Source organism: Pseudomonas sp. BT-42-2, assembly GCF_025847435.2.
Lineage (GTDB): Bacteria > Pseudomonadota > Gammaproteobacteria > Pseudomonadales > Pseudomonadaceae > Aquipseudomonas > Aquipseudomonas urmiensis.
Genome location: NZ_JAOYTM010000009.1, coordinates 100,040 through 123,330, shown reverse-complemented (window position 1 = coordinate 123,330; position 23,291 = coordinate 100,040). Strand labels below are relative to the sequence as shown.

Sequence of the window (23,291 nt, the reverse complement as noted above, 5' to 3'; positions counted from 1 at the left end):
TTATTCGCTGGTAAGGGCTTTGACCGGGTCGAGGCGGGCGGCCTTGCGGGCAGGCATGAAACCGAACAGCACGCCGGTAATCACGGCGCAGGCAAAGGCGCCGAGGATCGAGGGCAGGGCGAACGCCACCGGGATGCCGGCCAGCATCAGGCCGGCGCCGACGCTCAGCGCCAGGACGATACCGGTCACGCCGCCGACCATCGACAGCATCACCGCCTCACTGAGGAACTGGCGCAAGATGTCGCGCTGGCGTGCGCCGGTGGCCATGCGGATACCGATCTCGCGGGTGCGTTCGCGCACCGTCATGAGCATGATGTTCATCACGCCGATTCCGCCCACCAACAGGGAGATGGCGGCAATGGCGCCGAGCATCAGCGACAGGCTGTTCTGGGTACGGGCCTCGGCCTGGATCAGGGCGGCGTCGTTGGTCAGTTCGAAGTCGTGCTTGCCTTGGTGGCGCTGGCGCAGCAGGTGATCGATGGCGCGCTCGGTTTCGCTTACCCGGCTGGAGTCGGCTGCCGCGATGGTGATGTAGTCCGGGTCACGATGACCCAACAGGCGCATGGCCGCCGACGAGTAGGGTATGACGATTCGCCCGTCGCTATCCTGGTCACCGGAGCTGGCGCCCTTGCCGGCGAGAATGCCGACTACCTGGAACGGCACGTTACCGATCAGCAGGTACTGACCCAGCGGGTTGGCCTGGGGGTCGAGCATTTTTTCCCGGACTTTCTGCCCGATCACTGCAACAGCGGCGCCGCTGGCTTCGTCGGCTTCGCTGAAGAAAGCGCCCTCGGCCACCGGCCAGTTGAAGATCTCGGGAAACCAGGTGTTGTTGCCCCCCACGTAGAACTGCTGGCTGTTGTTGCCGTGGCGGACCATCATCTTCTCGCCGGTGACCGGCATGATGTGCTTGACCTGGGGCAGTTCCCCGATGGCGGCGACATCGTCCAGGGTGATGGTGCCGGCGGGCTCGCGCAGGGTGGCCGGTGCGCCATTGAGGTAGAGGATGTTCGAGCCGAACGCGGCCATTTGCGCCATGACTTGGCGCTTGCTGCCTTCGCCGACGGCCAGCATCACCACCACCGAGGCAACGCCGATGACGATGCCGAGCAGGGTCAGGGCGGTGCGAAAGCGATTGATCCACATCACCCGCCAGGCGGCTTGCAGGGCTTCGAGCAGTTCGCCCTTCCAGGCGCCGCGCAAGGTCGCGCCGCGGTCCAGGCGCTGGCGTAGCTCCTGCGCTTGCAGGCCGGGGTGGAGCGCGTCGGGCAGCCGATCTGCGGCCGAATCACTGAGTATCAGGCCGTCTCGGATCTCGATCACCCGGTGTGCACGGGCCGCCACCTCGCGGTCGTGGGTGATCAGGATGATCACATGGCCTTGGCTGGCCAATTCGTCCAGCAGGGCCATGACTTCGGCGCCGCTCTGGCTGTCCAGGGCGCCGGTGGGTTCGTCGGCGAGGATGATGTGGCCGCCGTTCATCAAGGCCCGGGCAATCGACACGCGCTGTTGCTGGCCGCCGGAGAGCTGGTGGGGGCGGTTGCCGGTGCGGCTGGCCAGGCCCAGGCGTTCGAGCAGGGCGCTGGCTCGGCTGTGACGTTGGGCCGGTGGGATGCCGGCATAGATGGCAGGCATCTCGACATTTTCCTGGGCTGATCCCGAGGGGATCAGGTGATACCCCTGGAACACGAAGCCGAAGGCTTCGCGCCTGAGCCAGGCCAATTCGTCGCTGCCCAGCTCGGCAACATCCTTGCCGGCAAAGCGATAGGTGCCGCTGGTGGGCCGGTCGAGGCAGCCAAGGATGTTCATCAGGGTCGACTTGCCGGAGCCCGACGCACCGACAATGGCGACGAACTCGCCAGGGTAGATGCTCAGGCTGACCCCGCGCAGCACCTCGACGGTGGGGGTGTCGAGGCCGCCATAGGATTTGCGGATGTCGCTCAGCTCGATCAGGGGAATTGACATTTATCCTCCACTGGCGCGAGGCGCGCCAATGACCAGTTGCTCGCCTTCGCTCAAGCCATCGAGGATCTGCACCCGCAGCCGGTCGCTAAGGCCGGTGCGCACCTGCCGTTGTTCGATCTTGCCCTGGCGGTTGAGCACCTGGGCCAGGCGCAGGCCGTCGCCATCACTGTCGTCGAGGGCGGCCAACGGCGCCGTGAGGACCTGGCTGGCGTGACCTGCGACAAAGAACACCTGGGTCGTCATCTCAGCCATCAGGGCGCCATCGGGGTTGTCCACGTCCAACAGCACGGTGTACTGGACTACCTGGCTGGCGCTGCCTCCGGAGCTAGCACTGATCGGGCTACCGCCGCCTTGGCTGGTCTGTTCGAGCGGCTTGGGCGGGATCGGCAAGATCTGCCTGACCGTGCTGGTCCAGCGCCGCTTGCCGCCGGCAAGGGTGGTGAAGTAGGCGGTCATGCCGGGTTTGACCTTGCCGATGTCGGCCTCGGACACCTGGGCCCAGACGGTCATTGGCGAGAGCTTGGCTATGCGCAGGATCAGGGGTGTCTGCTGTTGGGCGTTGAGGGTCTGGCCCTCGCGGGCATCCACTGCGACCACGGTTCCGTCCATGGGGGCATAGATGCGGGTGTAGCCAAGTTCGGCCTCATCGCTGCGCACGCTGGCCTGGGCCTGGTGGATCTGCGCCTGGTACATGTCGATTCGCGCTTGCGTCACCTTGAGCTGGGCATCGGCGATCTGCAGGTCTTCATCGCGGCTGGCGCCGGCTGCGGCGAGGCTGCGCTGGCGCTGGTACTGCTGGCGAGCCAGCTGGAACTGGGCGCGTTGCTCGGCCAGTTGCGCCTTGAGATTGTCGATCGCAAAACGGGCGGCGTCGAATTTCGCCTGCTGGGTGGAAGGATCGATCTCGACCAGTAGCTGGCCTTGGCGCACCTCATCCCCGGCTTCTACGTGCAGCTTGCGGATTTGCCCGGATGCCTGCGCGCCGACATCGACATAGCGCCTGGGTTGCAAGGTGCCAAGGGCGGTGACGCTGCTCTCTATGTCGGCGCGGGTCACGGCGACGGTGCTGACGGGCAGGGCGCCGAAGGGCAGCGCCTGCCACGCCAGCAGGCTGCCCAGACCAAGCAGGCCCAGGCCGCCGAGGAGGATACGACGGCGGGTATTGGATGTGCGACTCATGTGGACTTCCAGCCAGAAGGATGGCCACGCGCTGCCAAGTGGACGCGCACGGAGGTCCCAGATAAACGAAGCGCAGCGCAGATGATTTAGCCTAGGCGAGTGCCGGTCTGTTGCTGAGAATCATTATAATTTGTAAGATTCCAGCTTGATATCACTCCTTCGAGCTTTTCCTCCTTCGCCGTTGTGCAGGGACATGCCAGGTGCCGTCGTGGAACATTACTATCGCGAGTTGGTGAGCTTCCTCAGTGCGCGTCTGGGTAATCGTCAGGCGGCGGAAGATGTCATCCATGATGCCTACGTGCGGGTGCTGGAGCGTAACGAGCCTGAGCAGATCGAGAACCCGCGTGCCTTCCTCTATCGCACGGCGATGAACCTGGTGATCGATCGCCATCGGCGCCACCTGGTACGCAAGGCCGAACCGCTGGAGGTGCTCGACCTTGACGAGCGCTGGCACAGCCCGGCCCCGTCCCAGAGCATGCAAATGAACCAGCGCCTGGCGCTGATGCAGCGCGCCTTGGATGAGCTCAGTGCACCGTGTCGTGACAGTTTTCTGTTACGTAAACTCGACGGCATGTCGCACCAGCAGATCGCCGAACACCTGGGTATTTCGCGCAGTCTCGTGGAAAAGCACATCGTCAATGCCATGAAGCACTGCCGGGTGCGCATGCGTCAGTGGGAATCCTGAGCAAAACCTGGGCGATGGGCGACAAATCCCGGTGCTGGCGACTTGATTTCTCCGGGTTTCAGGACAACTATCAATGAAGACCCTCTCCAGGCATCGCCCTGGCGATTGCCTGTACTGGCGCAGTATGGTCAGGGAGTTCCCATCACCTTGCTGCCCAGGTTCGATCGATGCCAAACAAATGCATGCGCATCCTCATCGCCGACGAGCACCCCAGCCAACGCTTGCAGCTGGAGAAGATGCTCAATGCCCTGGGTTATTACCGGATCGCCCCGGTAGACAACTTCGATGACCTGCAGCGCCTGGTGCAATGCGCATTGCAGCCGTTCAACCTGCTGATTGGCAATATCGAGCTGGCCAGCCATGCCGGTGTCGACCTGGCGCGCTTTTGTCGGGTCAGCACGCAGATCCAGCACGCCTTGCTATATCACTCGCAACACCTGAAAGTACCGGCGGTGGCGCAGAACGAGCGCAAGGCGGTGAGCATCAGCCTGCCCAAGGTGCCAGATAGCGAGGCGCTGGAGTCGTTCATGTCGATCATCGACTTGCCGGTGGTGGTCGGGCAGGTGGCCCTGCCGCCGGGGCTGACCGGTCATTCGGCCTATCCGCGCCAGCGGCTGAACTTCGCCCAGACGGTATTCAGTCGCTCAAGCTGAACGGCATGCGGCAACAGGCCGCGGGCATTTGCTATCCTCTTGCCCTTTGCCGATCTGCGGACCCCTGTCATGACTGCCATCGATACCGCTCGCCAGCCCCGGTTTACCCGTGGCGACCACCGGACCCTGGGCCTGGCGGCGTTGGGCGGGGCGTTGGAGATCTACGATTTCATCATCTTCGTGTTCTTCGCCCTGACCCTCAGCCAATTGTTCTTCCCGCCTGAGATGCCCGAGTGGCTGCGCCTGCTGCAGAGTTTCGGGATTTTCGTCACCGGTTATCTTGCGCGCCCATTGGGCGGCATCCTCATGGCGCACTTTGCCGATCATCTGGGGCGCAAGCGGGTGTTCAGCCTGAGCATCCTGATGATGGCCCTGCCATGCCTGTTGATCGGAGTGATGCCGACCTATGCCGACATCGGCTATGCGGCGCCGCTGATTCTGTTGGCGTTGCGTATCTTGCAGGGCGCAGCCGTGGGCGGGGAGGTGCCCAGTGCCTGGACCTTCGTCGCCGAGCATGCACCCGAAGGGCGGCGCGGCTATGCCTTGGGCTTTCTGCAGGCGGGGCTGACCTTCGGTTACCTGCTTGGCGCGCTGACGGCGACCTTGCTGGCGCAACTGTTCAGCCCGCAGGAGATTCTCGATTACGCCTGGCGCTATCCGTTCCTGCTGGGCGGGGTGTTCGGGGTGATCGGGGTGTGGCTGCGCCGCTGGCTGAGCGAGACGCCGGTATTTCTCGCCTTGCGCGAGCGTCGCGAGCAGCCGGTGGCGTTCCCGCTGCGCCAGGTGTTGCGCGAGCATCGCCGGGCGTTGCTGCCGGCGGCGTTGCTGACCTGTGTATTGACCTCGGCGGTGGTGGTGCTGGTGGTGATCACCCCGACCGTGATGCAGCAACGCTTTGGCATTGCGGCCGGGCAGACCTTTGCCTTGAGCAGCGTCGGCATCGTGTTCTTGAATATCGGCTGCGTGTTGGCCGGGTTGCTGGTCGACCGCCTGGGCGCCTGGCGGGCGCTGAAGATCTACAGCCTGTTGCTGCCTGTTGGGATTGGCGCGCTGTATGCCAGCCTGGTGGGGCAGTGGAGCCTGATCTGGCCGGCCTATGCCCTGGCCGGACTGTGCTGTGGGGTGGTGGGCGTGGTGCCGTCGGTGATGGTCGGGCTGTTTCCGGCGCAGATCCGCGTGTCGGGTATTTCCTTCACCTACAACGTCGCCTACGCCTTGTGGGCCAGTACCACGCCGTTGGCGCTGATTGCCTTGATGCCGTGGAGCCCGTGGGTGTGTGTCGGCTTTTGTCTGCTGATGGGCATGGTTGGCTTGCTTACGGCTCTTTATTTCAAGGGGCGGGAGCGGTTGGTGTTCGATTCGCAGGCGGTGCCGGTCATGTGTGCTGAAAAATAAAGCGGGTGGCGCTCGCGCTCACGCGACGCAGACACTTGGGCATGCGTCTCGGACCACCGCCAGTCGGACAAAAAAGCCCCCTGACCTCGCGGCCAGGGGGCTTTTTCATACAGCGCGATGCACTTACATGTTCGGGTAGTTCGGCCCACCAGCGCCTTCAGGGGTGACCCAAGTAATGTTCTGGGCCGGGTCCTTGATGTCGCAGGTCTTGCAGTGCACGCAGTTCTGCGCGTTGATCTGGAAGCGCTTGGCGCCGTCTTCCTGGGTGACCACCTCGTAGACCCCGGCCGGGCAATAGCGCTGGGCCGGCTCGTCGTACAGCGGCAGGTTGCTGGCGATCGGGATGTTCGGGTCGCTCAGCTTCAGGTGGCAGGGTTGTTCCTCTTCATGGTTGGTGCTGGAGAGGAATACCGAGCTGAGCTTGTCGAAACTGAGCTTGCCGTCGGGTTTGGGGTAGTCGATCTTCTTCGAGTCGGCCGCAAGCTTCAGGCAAGCGTAATCGGGCTTGGTGTCGCGCAGGGTGAACGGCAGCTTGCCGCCGAACCAGTTCTGGTCGACATAGTTGAAGGCTGCGCCAAACAGCGGGCCGAACTTGTGCATGGCCGGGCCGAAGTTACGGCTGGCGAACAGCTCGTCATGCAGCCAGCTGGCTTTGAAGGCGTCAACGTAAGCGTTCAGCGCATCGCCGCCCTCGCTACCGGCGATCAACGCGTCGGCCACTGCATCGGCGGCGAGCATGCCGGATTTCATCGCCGTGTGGCTGCCTTTGATCTTGGCGAAGTTCAGCGTGCCCAGGTCGCAACCGATCAGCGCGCCACCGTTGAAGACCATCTTGGGCAGCGAATTGTAGCCGCCCTTGCAGATGGCGCGGGCGCCGTAGCTGATGCGCTTGCCGCCTTCGAGGTACTGGCTGATCACCGGGTGGTGCTTGAGCCGCTGGAACTCGTCGAACGGCGACAGGTACGGGTTGGCGTAGGACAGGTCGACGATCAAACCGACCACCACCTGGTTGTTTTCCAGGTGGTACAGGAACGAGCCACCGGTGTTTTCGCTGCTGACCACATCCAGCGGCCAGCCGGCGGTGTGCACCACCAGGCCTTGCTCATGCTTGGCCGCGTCGATTTCCCAGATTTCCTTGATGCCGATGCCGTAGTGCTGGACGTCGGATTCGCTGTCGAGGTTGAAGCGCTTGATCAGCTGCTTGCCGATGTGGCCACGGCAGCCTTCGGCAAACAGGGTGTACTTGGCGCGCAGCTCCATGCCTGGGGTGTACAGGCCGTCTTTGGGGTTGCCTTCGCGGTCGACGCCCAAGTCGCCGGTGACGATGCCGCGAACCACGCCGTTTTCATCGAACAGGGCTTCTTGAGCAGCGAAGCCTGGGTAGATTTCCACGCCCAGGTTCTCGGCCTGCTGGGCCAGCCAGCGGCACAGGTTACCCAGCGAGATGATGTAGTTGCCTTGGTTGTGCATGGTCTTGGGCACGAACAGGTCGGGTACCTTGACCGAACTGCCCTGGTCCTTGAGCACATAGATATCGTCGCGCTTGACCTCGGTGTTCAGTGGCGCGCCGAGTTCTTTCCAGTCTGGGAACAGCTCGTTGAGCGCGCGCGGCTCGAACACCGCACCGGAGAGGATGTGCGCACCGACTTCGGAGCCTTTCTCGACCACGCAGACGCTGATCTCGCTACCGGCTTCGGCGGCCTTCTGCTTCAGGCGGCAGGCGGCGGACAGGCCTGCCGGCCCGGCGCCGACAATGACCACGTCGAATTCCATGTATTCGCGTTCCACTGGTTCTCTCCTACTCAAGGCTCATCGCTGTTGCTTGTCTTGTGGGTTTTATCGGTGGGTCACTCGCAGCTATCTATGCTGTAGCTTTGCGGATGGCGGACTACACCGTTTTGTCTTGGCGCGCATTATATCTACACCACTCGGCGGGTCCAATACAAACGTTTGTTTGAATTTGCCGCAGCCCAGTAAAATCACAGGGACGCGGCTGGAGGCTGGCCGATTTGCCGTATTGACCGGGATGGGTGTTACGGTCAAGATACGAGCGGTTTTACGCTCGCCGTAGGCTGACCGTCGAGCGCAGGTGCACCCCTAAAGATCAGGCGTAGAGCAGGGTTTTGAAGCTAAAACCCGTTGTGTAGTGGAGTTTACACGCCACGACAGAAAATGACTCGCGGGTTTTGCCGGCAGGGTCTGAACAAGACTGATTGGTCACTGTGAAGATCGCTCGCCCCGCAACGTTTTTAGAGGTGCCCTTGTACCCACGCGCAATCGCCGGGCCAGCCCCAGGCGACATTCTTTTCACCGGAGAGTAACGAGGAATCCATGAAGGTTCTTGTAGCTGTCAAACGAGTGGTCGACTACAACGTCAAGGTTCGCGTCAAGGCGGACAACTCCGGCGTCGACCTTGCAAACGTCAAGATGTCCATGAACCCCTTCTGCGAAATCGCCGTGGAAGAAGCCGTGCGCCTGAAAGAGAAGGGCGTTGTGACCGAGATCGTCGCCGTCGCCGTCGGCCCGACCGCAGCCCAAGAGCAACTGCGCACCGCGCTGGCGCTGGGTGCTGATCGCGCCATCCTGGTCGAGACCAGCGACGAGCTGAACTCGCTGGCCGTGGCCAAGGCGCTCAAGGCCCTGGTAGACAAGGAGCAGCCACAGCTGGTGATCCTCGGCAAGCAGGCCATCGACAGTGACAACAACCAGACCGGCCAGATGCTGGCGGCGCTGACAGGCTACGCCCAAGGCACCTTCGCCTCCAAGGTCGAAGTGGCTGGCGACAAGCTCAATGTCACCCGTGAAATCGATGGCGGCCTGCAGACTGTTGCGCTCAACCTGCCAGCGATCGTCACCACCGACCTGCGTCTGAACGAGCCGCGCTACGCGTCGCTGCCCAACATCATGAAGGCCAAGAAGAAGCCGCTGGAAACCGTGACTCCAGACGCGCTGGGCGTTTCCACCGCCTCCACCACCAAGACCCTGGAAGTTGAAGCGCCGGCTGCTCGCAGCGCTGGCATCAAGGTCAAATCGGTGGCCGAACTGGTCGAGAAACTGAAGAACGAGGCGAAGGTAATCTAAATGACTATCCTGGTTGTCGCTGAATACGAAAACGGTGCCGTTGCCCCGGCTACCCTGAACACTGTCGCCGCTGCTGCCAAGATCGGTGGCGATGTCAATGTGCTGGTCGCAGGCCAGAACGTCGGTGGCGTCGCTGAGGCTGCGGCCAAGATCGCTGGCGTGGCCAAGGTGCTGGTTGCCGATAACGCAGCCTACGCCCACCTGCTGCCGGAAAACGTCGCGCCGCTGGTAGCTGAGCTGGCCAAGGGCTACAGCCACGTGCTGGCCCCCGCCACCACCAACGGCAAGAACATCCTGCCACGCGTTGCTGCGCTGCTCGATGTCGACCAGATCTCCGAGATCATCTCGGTTGAATCGGCCGATACCTTCAAGCGTCCGATCTACGCCGGTAACGCCATTGCCACCGTGCAATCGAGCGCTGCGGTCAAGGTCATCACCGTGCGTACCACCGGCTTCGACGCTGTCGCCGCCGAGGGTGGTTCGGCTGCTGTCGAGGCAGTTGCCTCGGCGCACGATGCGGGCAAATCGGCGTTCGTCGGTGAAGAACTGGCCAAGTCCGACCGTCCTGAGCTGACCGCTGCCAAGATCGTCGTTTCCGGCGGTCGTGGCATGGGCAACGGTGACAACTTCAAGCACCTGTATGCCCTGGCCGACAAGCTTGGCGCCGCCGTCGGTGCTTCGCGCGCCGCGGTCGACGCAGGTTTTGTGCCCAACGACATGCAGGTCGGCCAGACCGGCAAGATCGTCGCCCCGCAGCTGTACATCGCGGTCGGCATCTCCGGCGCAATCCAGCACTTGGCCGGTATGAAAGACTCCAAGGTGATCGTTGCGATCAACAAGGATGAAGAGGCGCCGATCTTCCAGGTGGCTGACTACGGCCTGGTCGCGGACCTGTTCGAAGCCGTTCCAGAGCTGGAAAAGCTGGTCTGATTCGCCTGCTTCACTTATAAAGAAGCCCGACCCTCATCGAGGGTCGGGCTTTTTTTATGGCTGCAAGGAGTAGCGCATGAAGTATCGCGGAACGGGACGGCTGCTGGCTTGCCTGGCGGCGTTGCTGTCGCCGCTGGCGATGGCGGCGGGTAAATGCGAGCGCCTGGTGGCGACCGGCAGCCCGGATGCTCCCCCCTATTCCTGGCAAGACCCAAAAGACCCTCGCCATCTGATCGGCGCCAATGTCGATCTGCTGCGTCAAGTTGCCAGTGAGCTGGGGGTGACGGTCGAAGTGCTGCATGCCGGCAAGCGCGATCAGGCCCTGGAAGAAGTGCGCAGCGGGCGTATGGACCTGTTGCTTGATACGCCCATGCAAGTGCAGCAGCTGACCGCACTGGACTACATCCATCCGCCCCTGCAACTGAACGAATACCTGGTGTGGACTCGCCACGATGGCAATGTGCAGCTCGACGGCCCGGCGGACCTGGCCCAGTACCAGGGCAGCCTGTCCGAGCGCGCTCGGCTGACGCCGGCCTTCGATGCCTTCGCCAAGGCCCAGCTCAAGCTGGCGCCGTCGCAGAACCTGACCCAGGCATTCCAGAAGCTGGTGCTGGGCCAGGTCGATTATGTGCTGGCTGGGCGTTACTCGGGCATGGCCATGGTGCAGGGGTTGGGCATGGCCAATGACCTGATCGCGCGCGGCCTGCCGGTGGATCGGCCGGGCTTGTACCTGGCGCTGTCGCACAATTCGGCCTGCAACGACAGCTGGTTGCGCGGACAACTGGCTAAAAAGCTGACAGAATTGCCGATCTCCGGTGCGTCCGAGGCTGTCCTGCAACGTAATGTCGAGCGCTGGAAGGCGCAGATGCAGGCGCCGCTGGACGCCCCCAAACAGTAGGAAGATTGCGTTGAGAATCCAACCCTTGATTCTGGCGATGGCCGCACTCGGCCTGGCCGGTTGCGCCAATGACCCGGCGCCCAATGAACAGTTGCGCCTGTCCGAGCAGGCGCTGGAGCAGGCCAAGGCGGTCGGTGCCACCGAGCAGGTGCCCGAGCTCAAGCTGGCTGAAGACAAGCTGGCCCGAGCCAAGAGCAACCTGGCCACCGAAGACCATCGCGATGCGCGCATGCGCGCCGAACAGGCCGAGCTCGATGCGCGCCTGGCCGAGGCGCGGGTGCTGACCCACAAGAGTGAGGAGCAGCTCGAACTGCTGCAGTCGCGCGTCAAACGCTTGCGCAAACAGCTGGAGGTGCAGCCATGATGCGCTACAAGCCAATGGCCGCGCTGACCTTGCTGGCCCTGGTCGGCTTGCAGGGCTGCGCCAGTCAGCGCAGCGAGTCGGCCCTGGAGGAGGCCAGTGCGGCGTTCCAGAAGGTCAAGGACGATTCCAACGTGCTGCGCAGTGCGCCGCGTGATGTGATCCGTGCCGGTGAGTCGCTGGCCCGGGCCGAGCGCCTGTCCAGCTACATCGGCACCGGTGCCGATGTGCGTCACTACGCCTACCTGAGCCAGCGCTACAGTGAGATTGCCGCTGAGCATGCCAAGCTTGCGCTCAATCAGGAGCGTATCGCCAAGCTCGATCTGGATCGCCAGCGCCTGCAGCTGGCCCTGCGCGAGGCCAAGTTGGCCAGCGTGCAGCAACAAGGCAAGTGGGTTGAGGCGCAAATCGCTGCGCTGGCCTCCGAGCAGACCGATCGTGGCTTGGTGATGACCCTGGGCGATGTGTTGTTCGATACCGGACGGGCGGATCTGAAGAATTCGGCTAGCCGCACCGTACTCAAGTTGGTGCAGTTCCTTCAGCTCAATCCGCGTCGAGTGGTGCGAATCGAAGGCTACACCGACAGCACCGGTACGGCGCAAGACAATCTCAAATTGTCGCGTGATCGTGCCCAGTCGGTGGCGGACATGCTGGTCGACCTGGGGGTCGATGAAAAGCGTATCCAGGTCGAAGGTTATGGCGATCAATATCCGATCGAAGCCAATGCCTCGGAGCGGGGCAGGGCGCAGAATCGCCGGGTTGAGATCGTGTTCTCTGACGATAAAGGCAAGCTCGCCGCCCCGCGGTGATCGTGGAGCAGGGTGGGGCGCCTGGCGCCCCTTTGCGGCAGAGCTCGCCGCGACAAGACGCCTCCCGCCTCGGTTGTTCTGAGCACGACATCGGCGCTTCAAGGCGCTAGTCACGCCACTGTGTTGTCGACTATTCTGCAATCTGTCCCAGTACACTTTGCAACTGTTCCGGTACTCTGCCTCTCAGTGTGTCGCACAACAACAACGACCTGTCCGCGCTTCGAGAACACCGTCATGACCAACCTGCTGCTGTACCAGCGCATCGCCCAGCAACTGGCCGATGACATCCGTCGCGGTGTCTACCAGCCAGGCGAGCGCGTGCCCTCCGTGCGCAAGATGAGCGCCCAGCTCAATGTCAGCCATGCCACGGTGTTGCAGGCCTACGCCAACCTCGAAGATCAGGGCTTGATCCGCGCCCGGCCGCAGTCTGGCTACTATGTGCACCAGACTCCAGCCCTGACCGCGCAGACGCCGGATATCGCCCGGGTCGAGCGCCCCGGCTTGGTCACGCGTGCCAGCATCATTCAGCAAGTGCTGACCGAGGCCCGTCGCGATGGCGTGTTTCCGTTCGGCGCGGCGGTGCCACATGTGGATTACCTGCCGGTCAGGGCGCTGCATCAGCAGTTGGCCAAAGTCACTCGCTTTCATAGCCCGCGGGCATTCAGTTACATGTTCAGCCCCGGCTTTGAGCCACTGCGCCGGCAAATTGCCATTCGCATGCGTGATGCCGGGGTGCTGGTCGATCCGCGTGAAGTGATCGTGACCCACGGCTGTGTCGATGCCTTGCAGATGTCGTTGCGGGTGTTGACCCGACCGGGTGATCTGATCGCCGCTGAGTCGCCAACTTATTATGGCTTGCTGCAATTGGCCGACTTGCTGGGCTTGAAGGTCATCGAGATCCCCAGTGACCCGTCCACTGGGATCAGCCTGGAAGCCTTGCAGCTGGCGGCTAACCAGTGGTCGATCAAGGCTTTGGTGTTGACCGCGCGCTTGAGTAATCCGCTCGGCGGCACCATCCCTGAAGAGCGCCAAAAGCAACTGCTGCGCCTGGCGTCGGATTTCGACATCCAGATCGTCGAGGACGATATCTACGGCGAGCTGATGTTCGAGCAGGGGCGGACCAAGGCGCTCAAGGCGTTCGATCGCCTCGATCGGGTGATCTATTGCTCAAGCTTTTCCAAGACCTTGTCGCCGGGTGTGCGGGTAGGCTGGATGATCGCTGGGCGCTATCAGGCCGAGATCCAGCGCTTGCAGACCTTCACTACCCACTCAGCTTGCAGCGTGACGCAGATGGGGGTGGCGGCCTATCTGGAGAACGGCGGCTATGATCGCCATCTGCGCTTCATTCGCCAGGAATACCGCAAGAACCTCAGCGCTTATCAGTTGGCGGTGCAGCAGCACTTCCCTGAAGGTACACAGATGACCCGGCCTACCGGCGGCTTCATTTTGTGGGTCAGCCTGCCAGGGCGGGTCAATACCCAGGACTTGCACGTGCGTGCGCTGGAGCAGGGCATCAGCATTGCGCCAGGGCTGATCTTCAGCAATACCGAGCAGTTCAATCACTGTATTCGCCTGAACTGCGGTATTCCGTGGAACAAAGAGGCGGAGCGGGCGGTGATCACCCTTGGCTTGTTGGCTCATCAGTTGTGCAAGGAGTCGACCGGCTCGCTGGTCTAGGCGTTGTGCGCACTGTCGCCCAATAGTGACTTTTCGCACAAAGCCTGTCTTGCCAGATGCGGGCGGAACAGACAGCATACGCATCTTTATGCCAGTACCTGATGTCCATGAAAGCGCTTCGCTCTTTTGCCCTGTTGCTCTGTCTTGCGCCGCTGTGCCTGTCCAGCGGTATGTTGCAGGCTGCCCAGCCGCAAACCAAGGCGGCAGCGGCCAAAAGTGCCCCGGCCAAGCCCGCGAAAAAGCCTGTCGCGACCAAGACTAACAAGGCCCCGGCCAAGGCTGTCAGTCGCAACAAGGCCAAGCCTGCGGCCAAGGTGAAACGCAAGGCGGTCAGCAAGGCGGTGGCCAAGCCGCTGGCCAAGCCCAAGCTCGACCTGAGTCTGCCCCTGGAAATGGTCAATCAGCTCGAGCCCAACGTTAATACCTCGAAACCCACCGGCAAATCGCGGCGCAAGCCTTTGCTGCCGTCGATGTTCCCGCAGACCCCGCCGGTCGATGACAGCCCGTTCCAGCTCAATGGCCGGCTGATCAGCAACGAAATGCAGCTGCAGCTGCGCAATGACAGTCGCCATGATGTCGAAGGTGCGGCCATCGATTTCGAGTTTCGCCAGTAGCTGGAACTGACTGCCAGGTCACGGCAATTTCATTCGGACAGTAATTTCAAACGTATGTTTGAGCGGTTACTATCCAGGGACGTTCGTCCCGTTTCGCTCCAGGGAGTCCTGTTTTCATGAAATGCCGAGAGGGTTGCGGCGCCTGCTGCATTGCCCCTTCCATCAGTTCGCCGATGCCGCGCATGCCCAACGGCAAGCCGGCCGGAGAGCGTTGCCTGCACCTGACTGCGCAGAATCTTTGCGAGCTGTTCGGCCGACCAGAGCGCCCGGCGGTGTGCGGCGGCTTCAAGGCGGATGTGCAAGTGTGTGGCAGTGACAGTGATGAGGCGATCAGATTACTCGGTTGGCTGGAGCAGATGACGGCGGCGTGATTGGCTGGATCTTCGACAACAAGGATAAAGATGATGAGATCGTTCAAGCGTATTGCACTGCTGTGTGGCATGGGTGTCCTGCTGGCGCCTGCCGCCTGGGCCGAGAACTGGCAGGTGGCCAAGAACGAGGATGGCATCAAGGTGTCCCTCAGTGAGGTCGCAGGCTCCAAGTACAAGGCGTATCGCGGGGTGACCGTGATCAAGGCGCCGTTGGCCAAGGTCAAGGCGTTGCAGGAGGATGTGGTTGGGGCCTGCGCCTGGATTCACGAGTGCAAGTCGCAGAAACTGCTCAAGCACGAAGGTGACCAGAGCTGGACCTACACCCAGTTCAATACGCCATGGCCAGTAACCCCACGCGACTCGATCCTGCAAGTGACCACGGTTCAAGGGGCGGACGGCAGCTTGACCCGTAAGCTGGAAGAGAAACCGCAGTACCTCCCTGAAGAGCAGGGCTATGTGCGGGTGGCCAAGGTCGAGGGTTTCTGGAAGCTGGTGCCCCAGGGTGACAGCACCGAGGTGACCTACCAGGTGCATACCGAGCCAGGTGGCAGCGTGCCGGCGATGGTCGCCAACAAGTTTGTGGTCGATGCGCCGTTCAATACGCTTAAAGCGCTGCGTGAGCGCGCTGAGAAGCCCTGAGACGGGCTGCGAACCGGACGAACAAAAAAGGCTGCCCGAGGGCAGCCTTTTTGCGTTCAGCTCGATGAGCTTACTTGCGATCCGTCAGGTTGACGATGTCACGCTGCGGTTCGCCAGTGTACAGCTGGCGCGGGCGGCCAATCTTGTACGGGCTGGAGAGCATTTCTTTCCAGTGCGAGATCCAGCCCACGGTACGTGCCAGGGCGAAGATCACGGTGAACATGCTGGTTGGAATGCCGATCGCCTTGAGGATGATCCCCGAGTAGAAGTCGACGTTCGGGTACAGCGAGCGCTCGATGAAGTACGGATCGGTCAGGGCGATCTCTTCCAGGCGCATGGCCAGTTGCAGCTGCGGGTCGTTCTTGATGCCCAGCTCGCGCAGGACTTCGTCGCAGGTCTGCTTCATGACGGTGGCGCGCGGGTCGCGGTTCTTGTAGACCCGGTGACCGAAGCCCATCAGCTTGAACGGATCGTTCTTGTCCTTGGCCTTGGCGATGAACTTGTCGATGTTGGACACATCGCCGATCTCATCGAGCATGGTCAGTACGGCTTCGTTGGCGCCGCCGTGTGCCGGGCCCCACAGTGCGGCGATGCCGGCTGCGATACAGGCGAACGGGTTGGCACCGGAAGAGCCGGCCAGACGCACGGTCGAGGTGGAGGCGTTCTGCTCGTGGTCGGCATGGAGGATGAAGATCCGGTCCATTGCCTTGGCCAGCACCGGGCTGATCGGTTTGATCTCGCACGGGGTGTTGAACATCATGTGCAGGAAGTTCTCCGCGTACGACAGGTCGTTGCGCGGGTACATCATCGGCTGGCCCATGGAGTACTTGTAAACCATCGCGGCCAGGGTCGGCATCTTGGCGACCAGGCGCACCGCGGAGATTTCGCGGTGTTGCGGGTTATTGATATCCAGGGAGTCGTGGTAGAACGCCGAGAGGGCGCCAACCACGCCGCACATCACCGCCATCGGGTGAGCGTCGCGGCGGAAACCGTTGAAGAAGGACTTCAGCTGCTCGTGGACCATGGTGTGGTTCTTCACGGTGCTGACGAACTGGGCCTTCTGCTCAGCGTTCGGCAGTTCGCCGTTGAGCAGCAGGTAGCAGGTTTCGAGGTAGTCCGATTTCTCGGCGAGTTGTTCGATCGGGTAGCCGCGGTGCAGCAAGACACCCTTGTCGCCGTCGATATAGGTGATCTTCGACTCGCACGAGGCAGTCGCCATGAAACCAGGGTCGAAGGTGAAGTGACCGGTAGCCCCCAACCCGCGGACGTCGATTACATCGGGACCAACGGTGCCGGTTAAAATGGGCAGCTCGACGGGGGCAGCGCCCTCGATGACCAACTGCGCTTTTTTGTCAGCCATGTGGCCTCCTATTAATGCTAGAAATCATCAGACAGACCCCCCACGCAGGGCCCGCACCACTATAGAGGGATAAATTCGAATGTCAATTTGCCTAAAGGCTGGTTGAAATGCCCTCTATGCCCTGATTTTTCACGAAATTGTCGCCCATTTACGCCTTTTGCTCGCTAAAGGCAATGCGCTATTTGGGGTAGCCCCTCACGTTGTCATAAGCAGCCTAACTGTCTATACTCGGCAGCCGACCGCCAGGGGCTTGCAAGCCCGACCTGATGGGGGTCGCCGTTCTCTGGGTGGTGGGTACCTGACCAGTACACTTACCAACAACTTTGCCCTGTTAGCTAGGGGCTCTTCAGTGTGAAAAAAGCCGTGAAAAGCCAACGACCTGTAAACCTAGACCTAAGGACCATCAAGCTCCCTGTCACCGCATACACGTCCATTCTTCACCGTATCTCCGGTGTCATCCTCTTCGTGGGTATTGCCATCATGCTTTATGCATTGGGCAAGTCGCTCGGATCCGAGGAAGGCTTCGCTGAGGTGAAAGCGTGTCTGACCAGCCCGCTGGCCAAGCTGGTGACCTGGGGCCTGCTATCCGCCCTGCTGTATCACCTGGTGGCAGGCGTGCGCCACCTGATCATGGACATGGGCATCGGTGAGACGCTGGAAGGCGGCAAACTGGGCTCGAAAATCGTGATTGTCATCTCCGTGGTGGTGATCGTTCTGGCGGGAGTTTGGGTATGGTAACCAATGTCACGAACCTGTCGCGTTCGGGCCTCTATGACTGGATGGCGCAGCGCGTTTCTGCGGTCGTTCTCGCGGCTTATTTCATCTTCCTGATCGGCTACCTGGTGGTGCACCCGGGCATTGATTACGCCCAGTGGCACATCCTGTTCTCCAACAACGCGATGCGTATCTTCAGTCTGTTGGCCCTGGTGGCCCTGGGCGCTCACGCCTGGGTCGGCATGTGGACCATCGCCACTGACTACCTGACGCCAATGGCGTTCGGCAAGTCGGCGACTGCGATTCGTTTCCTGTTCCAGGCGGTATGCGGCGTTGCAATGTTCGCGTACTTCGTCTGGGGTGTGCAGATTCTCTGGGGTATCTGATCCATGGCTAGCATTCCAACCATTTCCTTCGACGCCATCATCATCGGTGGCGGCGGCGCCGGCATGCGCGCAGCGCTGCAGCTGGCCCAGGGCGGTCACAAGACTGCCGTCGTGACCAAGGTCTTCCCGACCCGTTCGCACACTGTATCCGCCCAGGGCGGCATCACCTGCGCCATCGCTTCGGCCGACCCGAACGATGACTGGCGCTGGCACATGTACGATACCGTCAAGGGTTCCGACTACATCGGTGACCAGGACGCTATCGAATACATGTGTCAGGAAGGCCCGGCTGCGGTCTTCGAGCTGGACCACATGGGCCTGCCGTTCTCGCGCACCGAAACCGGCCGTATCTACCAGCGTCCGTTCGGTGGTCAGTCCAAGGACTTCGGTAAAGGTGGCCAGGCCGCCCGTACCTGTGCCGCTTCCGACCGTACTGGTCACGCGCTGCTGCACACCCTGTACCAGGGCAACCTGAAAGCCGGTACCACCTTCCTCAACGAGTACTACGCCGTTGACCTGGTGAAGAATCAGGAAGGCGCCTTTGTCGGTGTGATCGCGATCTGCATCGAAACCGGCGAAACCATGTACATCAAGTCCAAGGCCACCGTTCTGGCCACTGGCGGTGCGGGCCGTATCTACGCCTCCACCACCAATGCCCTGATCAATACCGGTGACGGTATCGGCATGGCCCTGCGTGCCGGTGTACCGGTGCAGGACATCGAGATGTGGCAGTTCCACCCGACCGGCATCGCCGGCGCCGGTGTACTGGTCACCGAAGGTTGCCGCGGTGAAGGTGGTTACCTGATCAACGCCCACGGCGAACGCTTCATGGAGCGTTACGCGCCGAACGCGAAAGACCTGGCCGGCCGCGACGTTGTCGCCCGCTCCATGGTCAAGGAAATCATCGCCGGCAACGGCGTGGGCCCGAACAAGGACCACGTACTGCTGAAGCTGGACCACCTGGGCGAGGAAGTGCTGCACAGCCGCCTGCCAGGTATCTGCGAACTGTCCAAGACCTTCGCTCACGTCGATCCAGTCGTCGCTCCGGTTCCGGTTGTCCCGACCTGCCACTACATGATGGGTGGCGTTGCCACCAACATCCATGGCCAGGCCATCACCATGGACGAAGAAGGCAAGGATCACATCATCCCTGGCCTGTTCGCCGTAGGTGAAGTGGCGTGCGTATCGGTTCACGGTGCCAACCGCCTGGGCGGTAACTCGCTGCTCGACCTGGTGGTGTTCGGCCGTGCGGCCGGCCTGCACCTGGAGAAGGCGCTGAGCGACGGCATCGAGCATCTCGACGCCAGCGACACCGACATCGAAGTTGCCCTGAACCGCCTGAACAAGCTCAACGAGCGCTCCACTGGCGAAGACGTTGCCAGCCTCAAGCGCGAGCTGCAGAGCTGCATGCAGAACTACTTCGGTGTATTCCGTACTGGCGAATACATGCAGAAGGGTATCGAGCAGCTGGCTGGCCTGCGTGACCGCATCGCCAACGTGAAGATCAACGACAAGTCCCAGGCCTTCAACACCGCGCGTATCGAAGCGCTGGAGCTGCAGAACCTGCTGGAAGTCGCCGAAGCTACCGCCATCGCGGCCGAAGCCCGTAAAGAGTCGCGCGGCGCTCACGCCCGTGAAGACTTCGAAGACCGTGACGACGAAAACTGGCTGTGCCACACCCTGTACTACCCGGGTGAGAAGCGCGTTGCCAAGCGCGGCGTCAACTTTGCGCCGAAGACCGTTCCGGCCTTCGAGCCAAAAATCCGGACTTACTAAGGGTGGCTGCTATGTTGAAAGTCGAAGTTTATCGTTACAACCCCGACACCGACTCGGCGCCCAAAATGGAGTCGTTCGACGTCGATACCGGCGGCAAAGACCTGATGGTGCTGGATGTGTTGGCACTGATCAAAGAAAAGGACGAGGGTTTCTCGTACCGTCGCTCCTGCCGTGAAGGCGTGTGCGGTTCCGATGGCATGAACATGAACGGCAAGAACGGCCTGGCCTGCATCACTCCGCTGTCGGGCGTGGTCAAGGGCAACAAGCTGATTCTGCGTCCGCTGCCAGGCTTGCCGGTCATTCGTGACCTGGTGGTCGATATGAGCATCTTCTACAAGCAGTACGAGAAGGTGAAGCCATTCCTGCAGAACGACACCCCGGCTCCGGCCATCGAGCGTCTGCAGTCGCCGGAAGACCGCGACAAGCTGGACGGTCTGTACGAGTGCATCCTGTGCGCTTGCTGCTCGACTTCCTGCCCGTCGTTCTGGTGGAACCCAGACAAGTTCCTCGGCCCAGCTGCTCTGCTGCAGGCTTATCGCTTCCTGGCCGATAGCCGTGACACCAAGACCCAGGAGCGCCTGGCGTCCCTGGATGACCCGTTCAGCGTATTCCGCTGCCGCGGGATCATGAACTGCGTAAACGTTTGCCCGAAAGGCCTGAACCCTACCAAGGCAATCGGTCACGTACGTAACATGCTGCTGCAAAGCGGCACCTGATTCAAAGCTGTTGCAAGTGCAAGACACCAAGGCGCGGGTGGTGAGCCCGCGCTGAGGTGAAACCCGAGCAAGGGCCCACAAAGCCCGCGCTCATTACCTATGAAGATATGAGACCAGCAGGGGCTTTCCGGGCTGGTACCCGGAAAATCTGCAGGATCCTCGGTGGCGTGGTTAGTCGCTGTTCTCGGGCTTTCTCATGTGTGCTGAGGCGCTTGCCGATCCGTCCCCGAACGAGGGTGACCAAGCATGCAAGAAAGCGTGATGCAGCGCATGTGGGAAAGCGCCCACCTTTCAGGTGGTAACGCTGCATATGTGGAAGAGCTCTACGAGCTCTACCTGCACGACCCTAACGCTGTGCCAGAAGAGTGGCGCACCTACTTCCAGAAGTTGCCCGCCGACGGCAGCACCGCTACCGATGTATCGCACTCGACAATCCGCGACCATTTCGTACTGCTGGCGAAGAACCAGCGCCGCGCCCAACCGGTTTCCGCCGGGAGCGTGAGCAGTGAACACGAGAAGAAGCAGGTTGAAGTTCTGCGACTGATCCAGGCCTATCGTATGCGCGGCCATCAAGCTGCCAAGCTCGACCCCTTGGGGTTGTGGCAGCGTCCTGCGCCCGTAGACCTGTCGATCAATCACTACGGCTTGACCAATGCCGATCTTGATACGACCTTCCGTGCCGGCGACCTGTTCATCGGCAAAGAGGAAGCGAGCCTACGCGAAATCCTCGATGCGCTGCAGAAGACATATTGTCGCACCATCGGCGCCGAGTTCACCCACATCGTCGATTCCGAGCAGCGCAGCTGGTTCCAGCAGCGTCTGGAAAGCGTGCGTGGGCGTCCGGAATTTTCCGCCGATGTGCAAACGCACCTGCTGGAGCGCGTGACCGCAGGCGAAGGCTTGGAAAAATACCTGGGCACCAAGTACCCAGGCACCAAGCGCTTCGGTCTTGAAGGTGGCGAAAGCCTGATCCCGATGCTGGACGAAATGATCCAGCGCTCCGGCTCCTACGGCACCAAGGAGGTCGTGATTGGCATGGCCCACCGCGGCCGCCTGAACGTGCTGGTCAACACCTTCGGCAAGAACCCGCGCGAGCTGTTCGACGAGTTCGAAGGCAAGAAGATGAACGAGCTGGGCTCCGGTGACGTGAAGTATCACCAGGGCTTCTCCTCGAACGTGATGACCACCGGTGGCGAAGTTCACCTGGCCATGGCGTTCAACCCGTCCCACCTGGAAATCGTATCGCCAGTGGTCGAGGGTTCGGTGCGCGCCCGTCAGGACCGTCGCAACGACACCGTTGGCGACAAGGTGCTGCCGATCTCGATCCACGGCGACGCTGCCTTCGCCGGCCAAGGCGTGGTCATGGAAACCTTCCAGATGTCGCAGACCCGCGGTTTCAAGACCGGCGGTACCGTGCACATCGTGATCAACAACCAGGTCGGTTTCACCATCAGCAACCCGCTGGACTCGCGTTCCACCGAGTACGCCACCGACGTCGCCAAGATGATTCAGGCGCCGATCCTGCACGTCAACGGTGACGATCCGGAAGCGGTGTTGTTCGTGACCCAGCTGGCCATCGATTACCGCATGCAGTTCAAGCGTGACGTGGTCATCGACCTGGTCTGCTACCGTCGTCGCGGCCATAACGAGGCCGACGAGCCAAACGGTACCCAGCCGCTGATGTATCAGCAGATCAGCAAGCAGCGCACCACCCGTGAGCTGTATGCCGAGGCGCTGATCCAGGCCGGTCGCATCGACGCCGAGCGCGCTCAGGCCAAGATCGACGAGTACCGCAACGCCCTGGACAACGGCCTGCATGTGGTCAAGAGCCTGGTCAAGGAGCCGAACCGCGAGCTGTTCGTCGACTGGCGTCCATACCTGGGCCACGCCTGGACCGCGCGTCACGACACCCGCTTCGACCTCAAGACCCTGCAGGACCTGTCGGCCAAGCTGCTTGAGCTGCCGGAAGGCTTCGTGGTTCAGCGTCAGGTCGCGAAGATCTACGAAGATCGCCAGAAGATGCAGGCCGGTGGCTTGCCGATCAACTGGGGTTATGCAGAGACCATGGCCTACGCCACCCTGCAGTTCGAAGGTCACCCGATCCGCATGACCGGCCAGGACATCGGCCGTGGCACCTTCTCGCACCGCCACGCGGTGCTGCACAACCAGAAGGACGCCAGCACTTACGTGCCGCTGCAGAACCTGTTCCCGGGCCAGCCGCGCTTTGACCTGTACGACTCCTTCCTCTCGGAAGAAGCGGTACTGGCCTTCGAATATGGCTACTCGACCACCACGCCAAACGCGCTGGTTATCTGGGAAGCCCAGTTCGGCGACTTCGCCAACGGTGCGCAAGTGGTGATCGACCAGTTCATCACCAGTGGCGAGCACAAGTGGGGCCGTCTGTGCGGTCTGACCATGCTGCTGCCGCATGGCTATGAAGGCCAGGGACCTGAGCACTCCTCGGCGCGTCTGGAGCGTTACCTGCAGCTGTGCGCTGAGCACAACATTCAGGTCTGCGTACCGACTACCCCGGCCCAGATCTACCACCTGCTGCGTCGCCAGGTGATCCGTCCGCTGCGTAAGCCGCTGGTGGTCCTGACGCCGAAGTCGCTGCTGCGCCACAAGTTGGCCGTCTCGACTTTGGAAGACCTGGCCGAAGGCTCGTTCCAGACCGTGATCCCGGAAATCGACACGCTCGATCCGGCCAAGGTCGAACGCATCGTCCTGTGCAGCGGCAAGGTCTACTACGATCTGCTGGAAAAACGCCGTGCCGAAGGCCGCGAAGACATCGCCATCGTGCGTATCGAGCAGCTGTATCCGTTCCCTGAGGACGACCTGGTGGAGATCCTTGCCCCGTACAGCAACCTCAAGGCTGCAGTGTGGTGCCAGGAAGAGCCGATGAACCAGGGCGCCTGGTACAGCAGCCAGCACCACATGCGCCGTATCCTGGGCCGCCACAACAAGGCACTGGTCCTGGAATACGCCGGCCGCGACGCTTCCGCCGCGCCAGCCTGTGGTTACGCATCGAAGCACGCCGAGCAGCAAGAGAAACTGCTGCAAGACGCCTTCACTGTTTAATGCT

Annotated in this window: 21 protein-coding genes; 17 read left to right on the top strand and 4 right to left on the bottom strand. The window is 61.7% G+C overall.

Annotated elements, in window-relative coordinates; genetic code table 11:
• Nucleotides 1-1,965, bottom strand: coding sequence for a MacB family efflux pump subunit (locus OIU19_RS10750; RefSeq protein WP_264234979.1), 1,965 nt, complete (start codon nucleotides 1,963-1,965; stop codon nucleotides 1-3).
• Complete coding sequence (locus OIU19_RS10745; RefSeq protein ID WP_264234978.1) at nucleotides 1,966-3,144, bottom strand: efflux RND transporter periplasmic adaptor subunit; 1,179 nt, start codon at nucleotides 3,142-3,144, stop codon at nucleotides 1,966-1,968.
• Between the two features lie 208 nt (nucleotides 3,145-3,352).
• Between OIU19_RS10745 and OIU19_RS10740 the strand changes: the two genes are divergently transcribed.
• From OIU19_RS10740 to OIU19_RS10730, 3 genes are all read left to right on the top strand, one after another.
• On the top strand, nucleotides 3,353-3,829 hold the full coding sequence (locus OIU19_RS10740; protein WP_264234977.1) for a sigma-70 family RNA polymerase sigma factor: 477 nt from the start codon (nucleotides 3,353-3,355) through the stop codon (nucleotides 3,827-3,829).
• 167 nt (nucleotides 3,830-3,996) lie between these two features.
• A complete protein-coding gene (locus OIU19_RS10735; protein ID WP_264234976.1) occupies nucleotides 3,997-4,482 on the top strand; it encodes a histidine kinase in 486 nt (161 codons plus the stop codon).
• A 69-nt stretch (nucleotides 4,483-4,551) separates the two neighbouring features.
• Nucleotides 4,552-5,877, top strand: a complete 1,326-nt coding sequence (locus tag OIU19_RS10730) for an MFS transporter (protein ID WP_186555690.1) — start codon at nucleotides 4,552-4,554, stop codon at nucleotides 5,875-5,877.
• 123 nt (nucleotides 5,878-6,000) lie between these two features.
• On the opposite strand, the gene OIU19_RS10725 is transcribed toward OIU19_RS10730, so the two are convergent.
• Entirely contained in the window at nucleotides 6,001-7,665 is a 1,665-nt protein-coding gene (locus OIU19_RS10725; protein WP_264234975.1) for an electron transfer flavoprotein-ubiquinone oxidoreductase, read from the bottom strand.
• 543 nt (nucleotides 7,666-8,208) lie between these two features.
• Here OIU19_RS10725 and OIU19_RS10720 point away from each other — a divergent pair.
• The 9 genes from OIU19_RS10720 to OIU19_RS10680 all read left to right on the top strand — a co-directional run bounded on the left by OIU19_RS10720 (nucleotide 8,209) and on the right by OIU19_RS10680 (nucleotide 15,257).
• Complete coding sequence (locus OIU19_RS10720; protein WP_264234974.1) at nucleotides 8,209-8,958, top strand: electron transfer flavoprotein subunit beta/FixA family protein; 750 nt, start codon at nucleotides 8,209-8,211, stop codon at nucleotides 8,956-8,958.
• Nucleotides 8,959-9,888 (top strand): electron transfer flavoprotein subunit alpha/FixB family protein, encoded by a 930-nt coding sequence (locus OIU19_RS10715; protein ID WP_186555693.1) that lies wholly within the window; start codon nucleotides 8,959-8,961, stop codon nucleotides 9,886-9,888.
• Nucleotides 9,889-9,964: 76 nt separating this feature from the next.
• Nucleotides 9,965-10,786, top strand: coding sequence for an ABC transporter substrate-binding protein (locus tag OIU19_RS10710; RefSeq protein ID WP_264234973.1), 822 nt, complete (start codon nucleotides 9,965-9,967; stop codon nucleotides 10,784-10,786).
• Nucleotides 10,787-10,796: 10 nt separating this feature from the next.
• Nucleotides 10,797-11,150, top strand: coding sequence for a DUF4398 domain-containing protein (locus OIU19_RS10705; protein WP_186555695.1), 354 nt, complete (start codon nucleotides 10,797-10,799; stop codon nucleotides 11,148-11,150).
• Entirely contained in the window at nucleotides 11,147-11,956 is an 810-nt protein-coding gene (locus tag OIU19_RS10700) for an OmpA family protein (protein ID WP_264234972.1), read from the top strand. The genes OIU19_RS10705 and OIU19_RS10700 overlap by 4 nt, the downstream gene beginning before the upstream one ends.
• Before the next feature lie 234 nt (nucleotides 11,957-12,190).
• Nucleotides 12,191-13,633, top strand: a complete 1,443-nt coding sequence (locus OIU19_RS10695) for a PLP-dependent aminotransferase family protein (RefSeq protein WP_264234971.1) — start codon at nucleotides 12,191-12,193, stop codon at nucleotides 13,631-13,633.
• Between the two features lie 107 nt (nucleotides 13,634-13,740).
• The gene (locus OIU19_RS10690; protein ID WP_264234970.1) at nucleotides 13,741-14,247 is read left to right on the top strand and encodes a hypothetical protein; all 507 of its coding nucleotides are present in this window, start codon (nucleotides 13,741-13,743) and stop codon (nucleotides 14,245-14,247) included.
• Between the two features lie 116 nt (nucleotides 14,248-14,363).
• Nucleotides 14,364-14,618, top strand: coding sequence for a YkgJ family cysteine cluster protein (locus OIU19_RS10685; RefSeq protein WP_264234969.1), 255 nt, complete (start codon nucleotides 14,364-14,366; stop codon nucleotides 14,616-14,618).
• 33 nt (nucleotides 14,619-14,651) lie between these two features.
• The gene (locus tag OIU19_RS10680) at nucleotides 14,652-15,257 is read left to right on the top strand and encodes an START domain-containing protein (RefSeq protein WP_264234968.1); all 606 of its coding nucleotides are present in this window, start codon (nucleotides 14,652-14,654) and stop codon (nucleotides 15,255-15,257) included.
• A 70-nt stretch (nucleotides 15,258-15,327) separates the two neighbouring features.
• Here the strand turns inward: OIU19_RS10680 and gltA are convergent, their stop codons facing one another.
• Nucleotides 15,328-16,617 (bottom strand): citrate synthase, encoded by a 1,290-nt coding sequence (gltA, locus tag OIU19_RS10675; protein WP_186555700.1) that lies wholly within the window; start codon nucleotides 16,615-16,617, stop codon nucleotides 15,328-15,330.
• Between the two features lie 351 nt (nucleotides 16,618-16,968).
• Here gltA and sdhC point away from each other — a divergent pair, with 351 nt between their 5' ends.
• The 5 genes from sdhC to OIU19_RS10650 all read left to right on the top strand — a co-directional run bounded on the left by sdhC (nucleotide 16,969) and on the right by OIU19_RS10650 (nucleotide 23,287).
• On the top strand, nucleotides 16,969-17,355 hold the full coding sequence (gene sdhC, locus OIU19_RS10670; RefSeq protein ID WP_186555701.1) for a succinate dehydrogenase, cytochrome b556 subunit: 387 nt from the start codon (nucleotides 16,969-16,971) through the stop codon (nucleotides 17,353-17,355).
• Nucleotides 17,349-17,717, top strand: a complete 369-nt coding sequence (gene sdhD / locus OIU19_RS10665; protein WP_186555702.1) for a succinate dehydrogenase, hydrophobic membrane anchor protein — start codon at nucleotides 17,349-17,351, stop codon at nucleotides 17,715-17,717. Before sdhC ends, sdhD begins: the two co-directional genes overlap by 7 nt.
• A gap of 3 nt (nucleotides 17,718-17,720) precedes the next feature.
• Nucleotides 17,721-19,493 (top strand): succinate dehydrogenase flavoprotein subunit, encoded by a 1,773-nt coding sequence (gene sdhA, locus OIU19_RS10660; RefSeq protein ID WP_186555703.1) that lies wholly within the window; start codon nucleotides 17,721-17,723, stop codon nucleotides 19,491-19,493.
• Between the two features lie 11 nt (nucleotides 19,494-19,504).
• The gene (locus tag OIU19_RS10655; protein ID WP_172231853.1) at nucleotides 19,505-20,209 is read left to right on the top strand and encodes a succinate dehydrogenase iron-sulfur subunit; all 705 of its coding nucleotides are present in this window, start codon (nucleotides 19,505-19,507) and stop codon (nucleotides 20,207-20,209) included.
• Between the two features lie 246 nt (nucleotides 20,210-20,455).
• Entirely contained in the window at nucleotides 20,456-23,287 is a 2,832-nt protein-coding gene (locus tag OIU19_RS10650) for a 2-oxoglutarate dehydrogenase E1 component (RefSeq protein WP_264234967.1), read from the top strand.
• Nucleotides 23,288-23,291 lie beyond the last annotated feature (4 nt).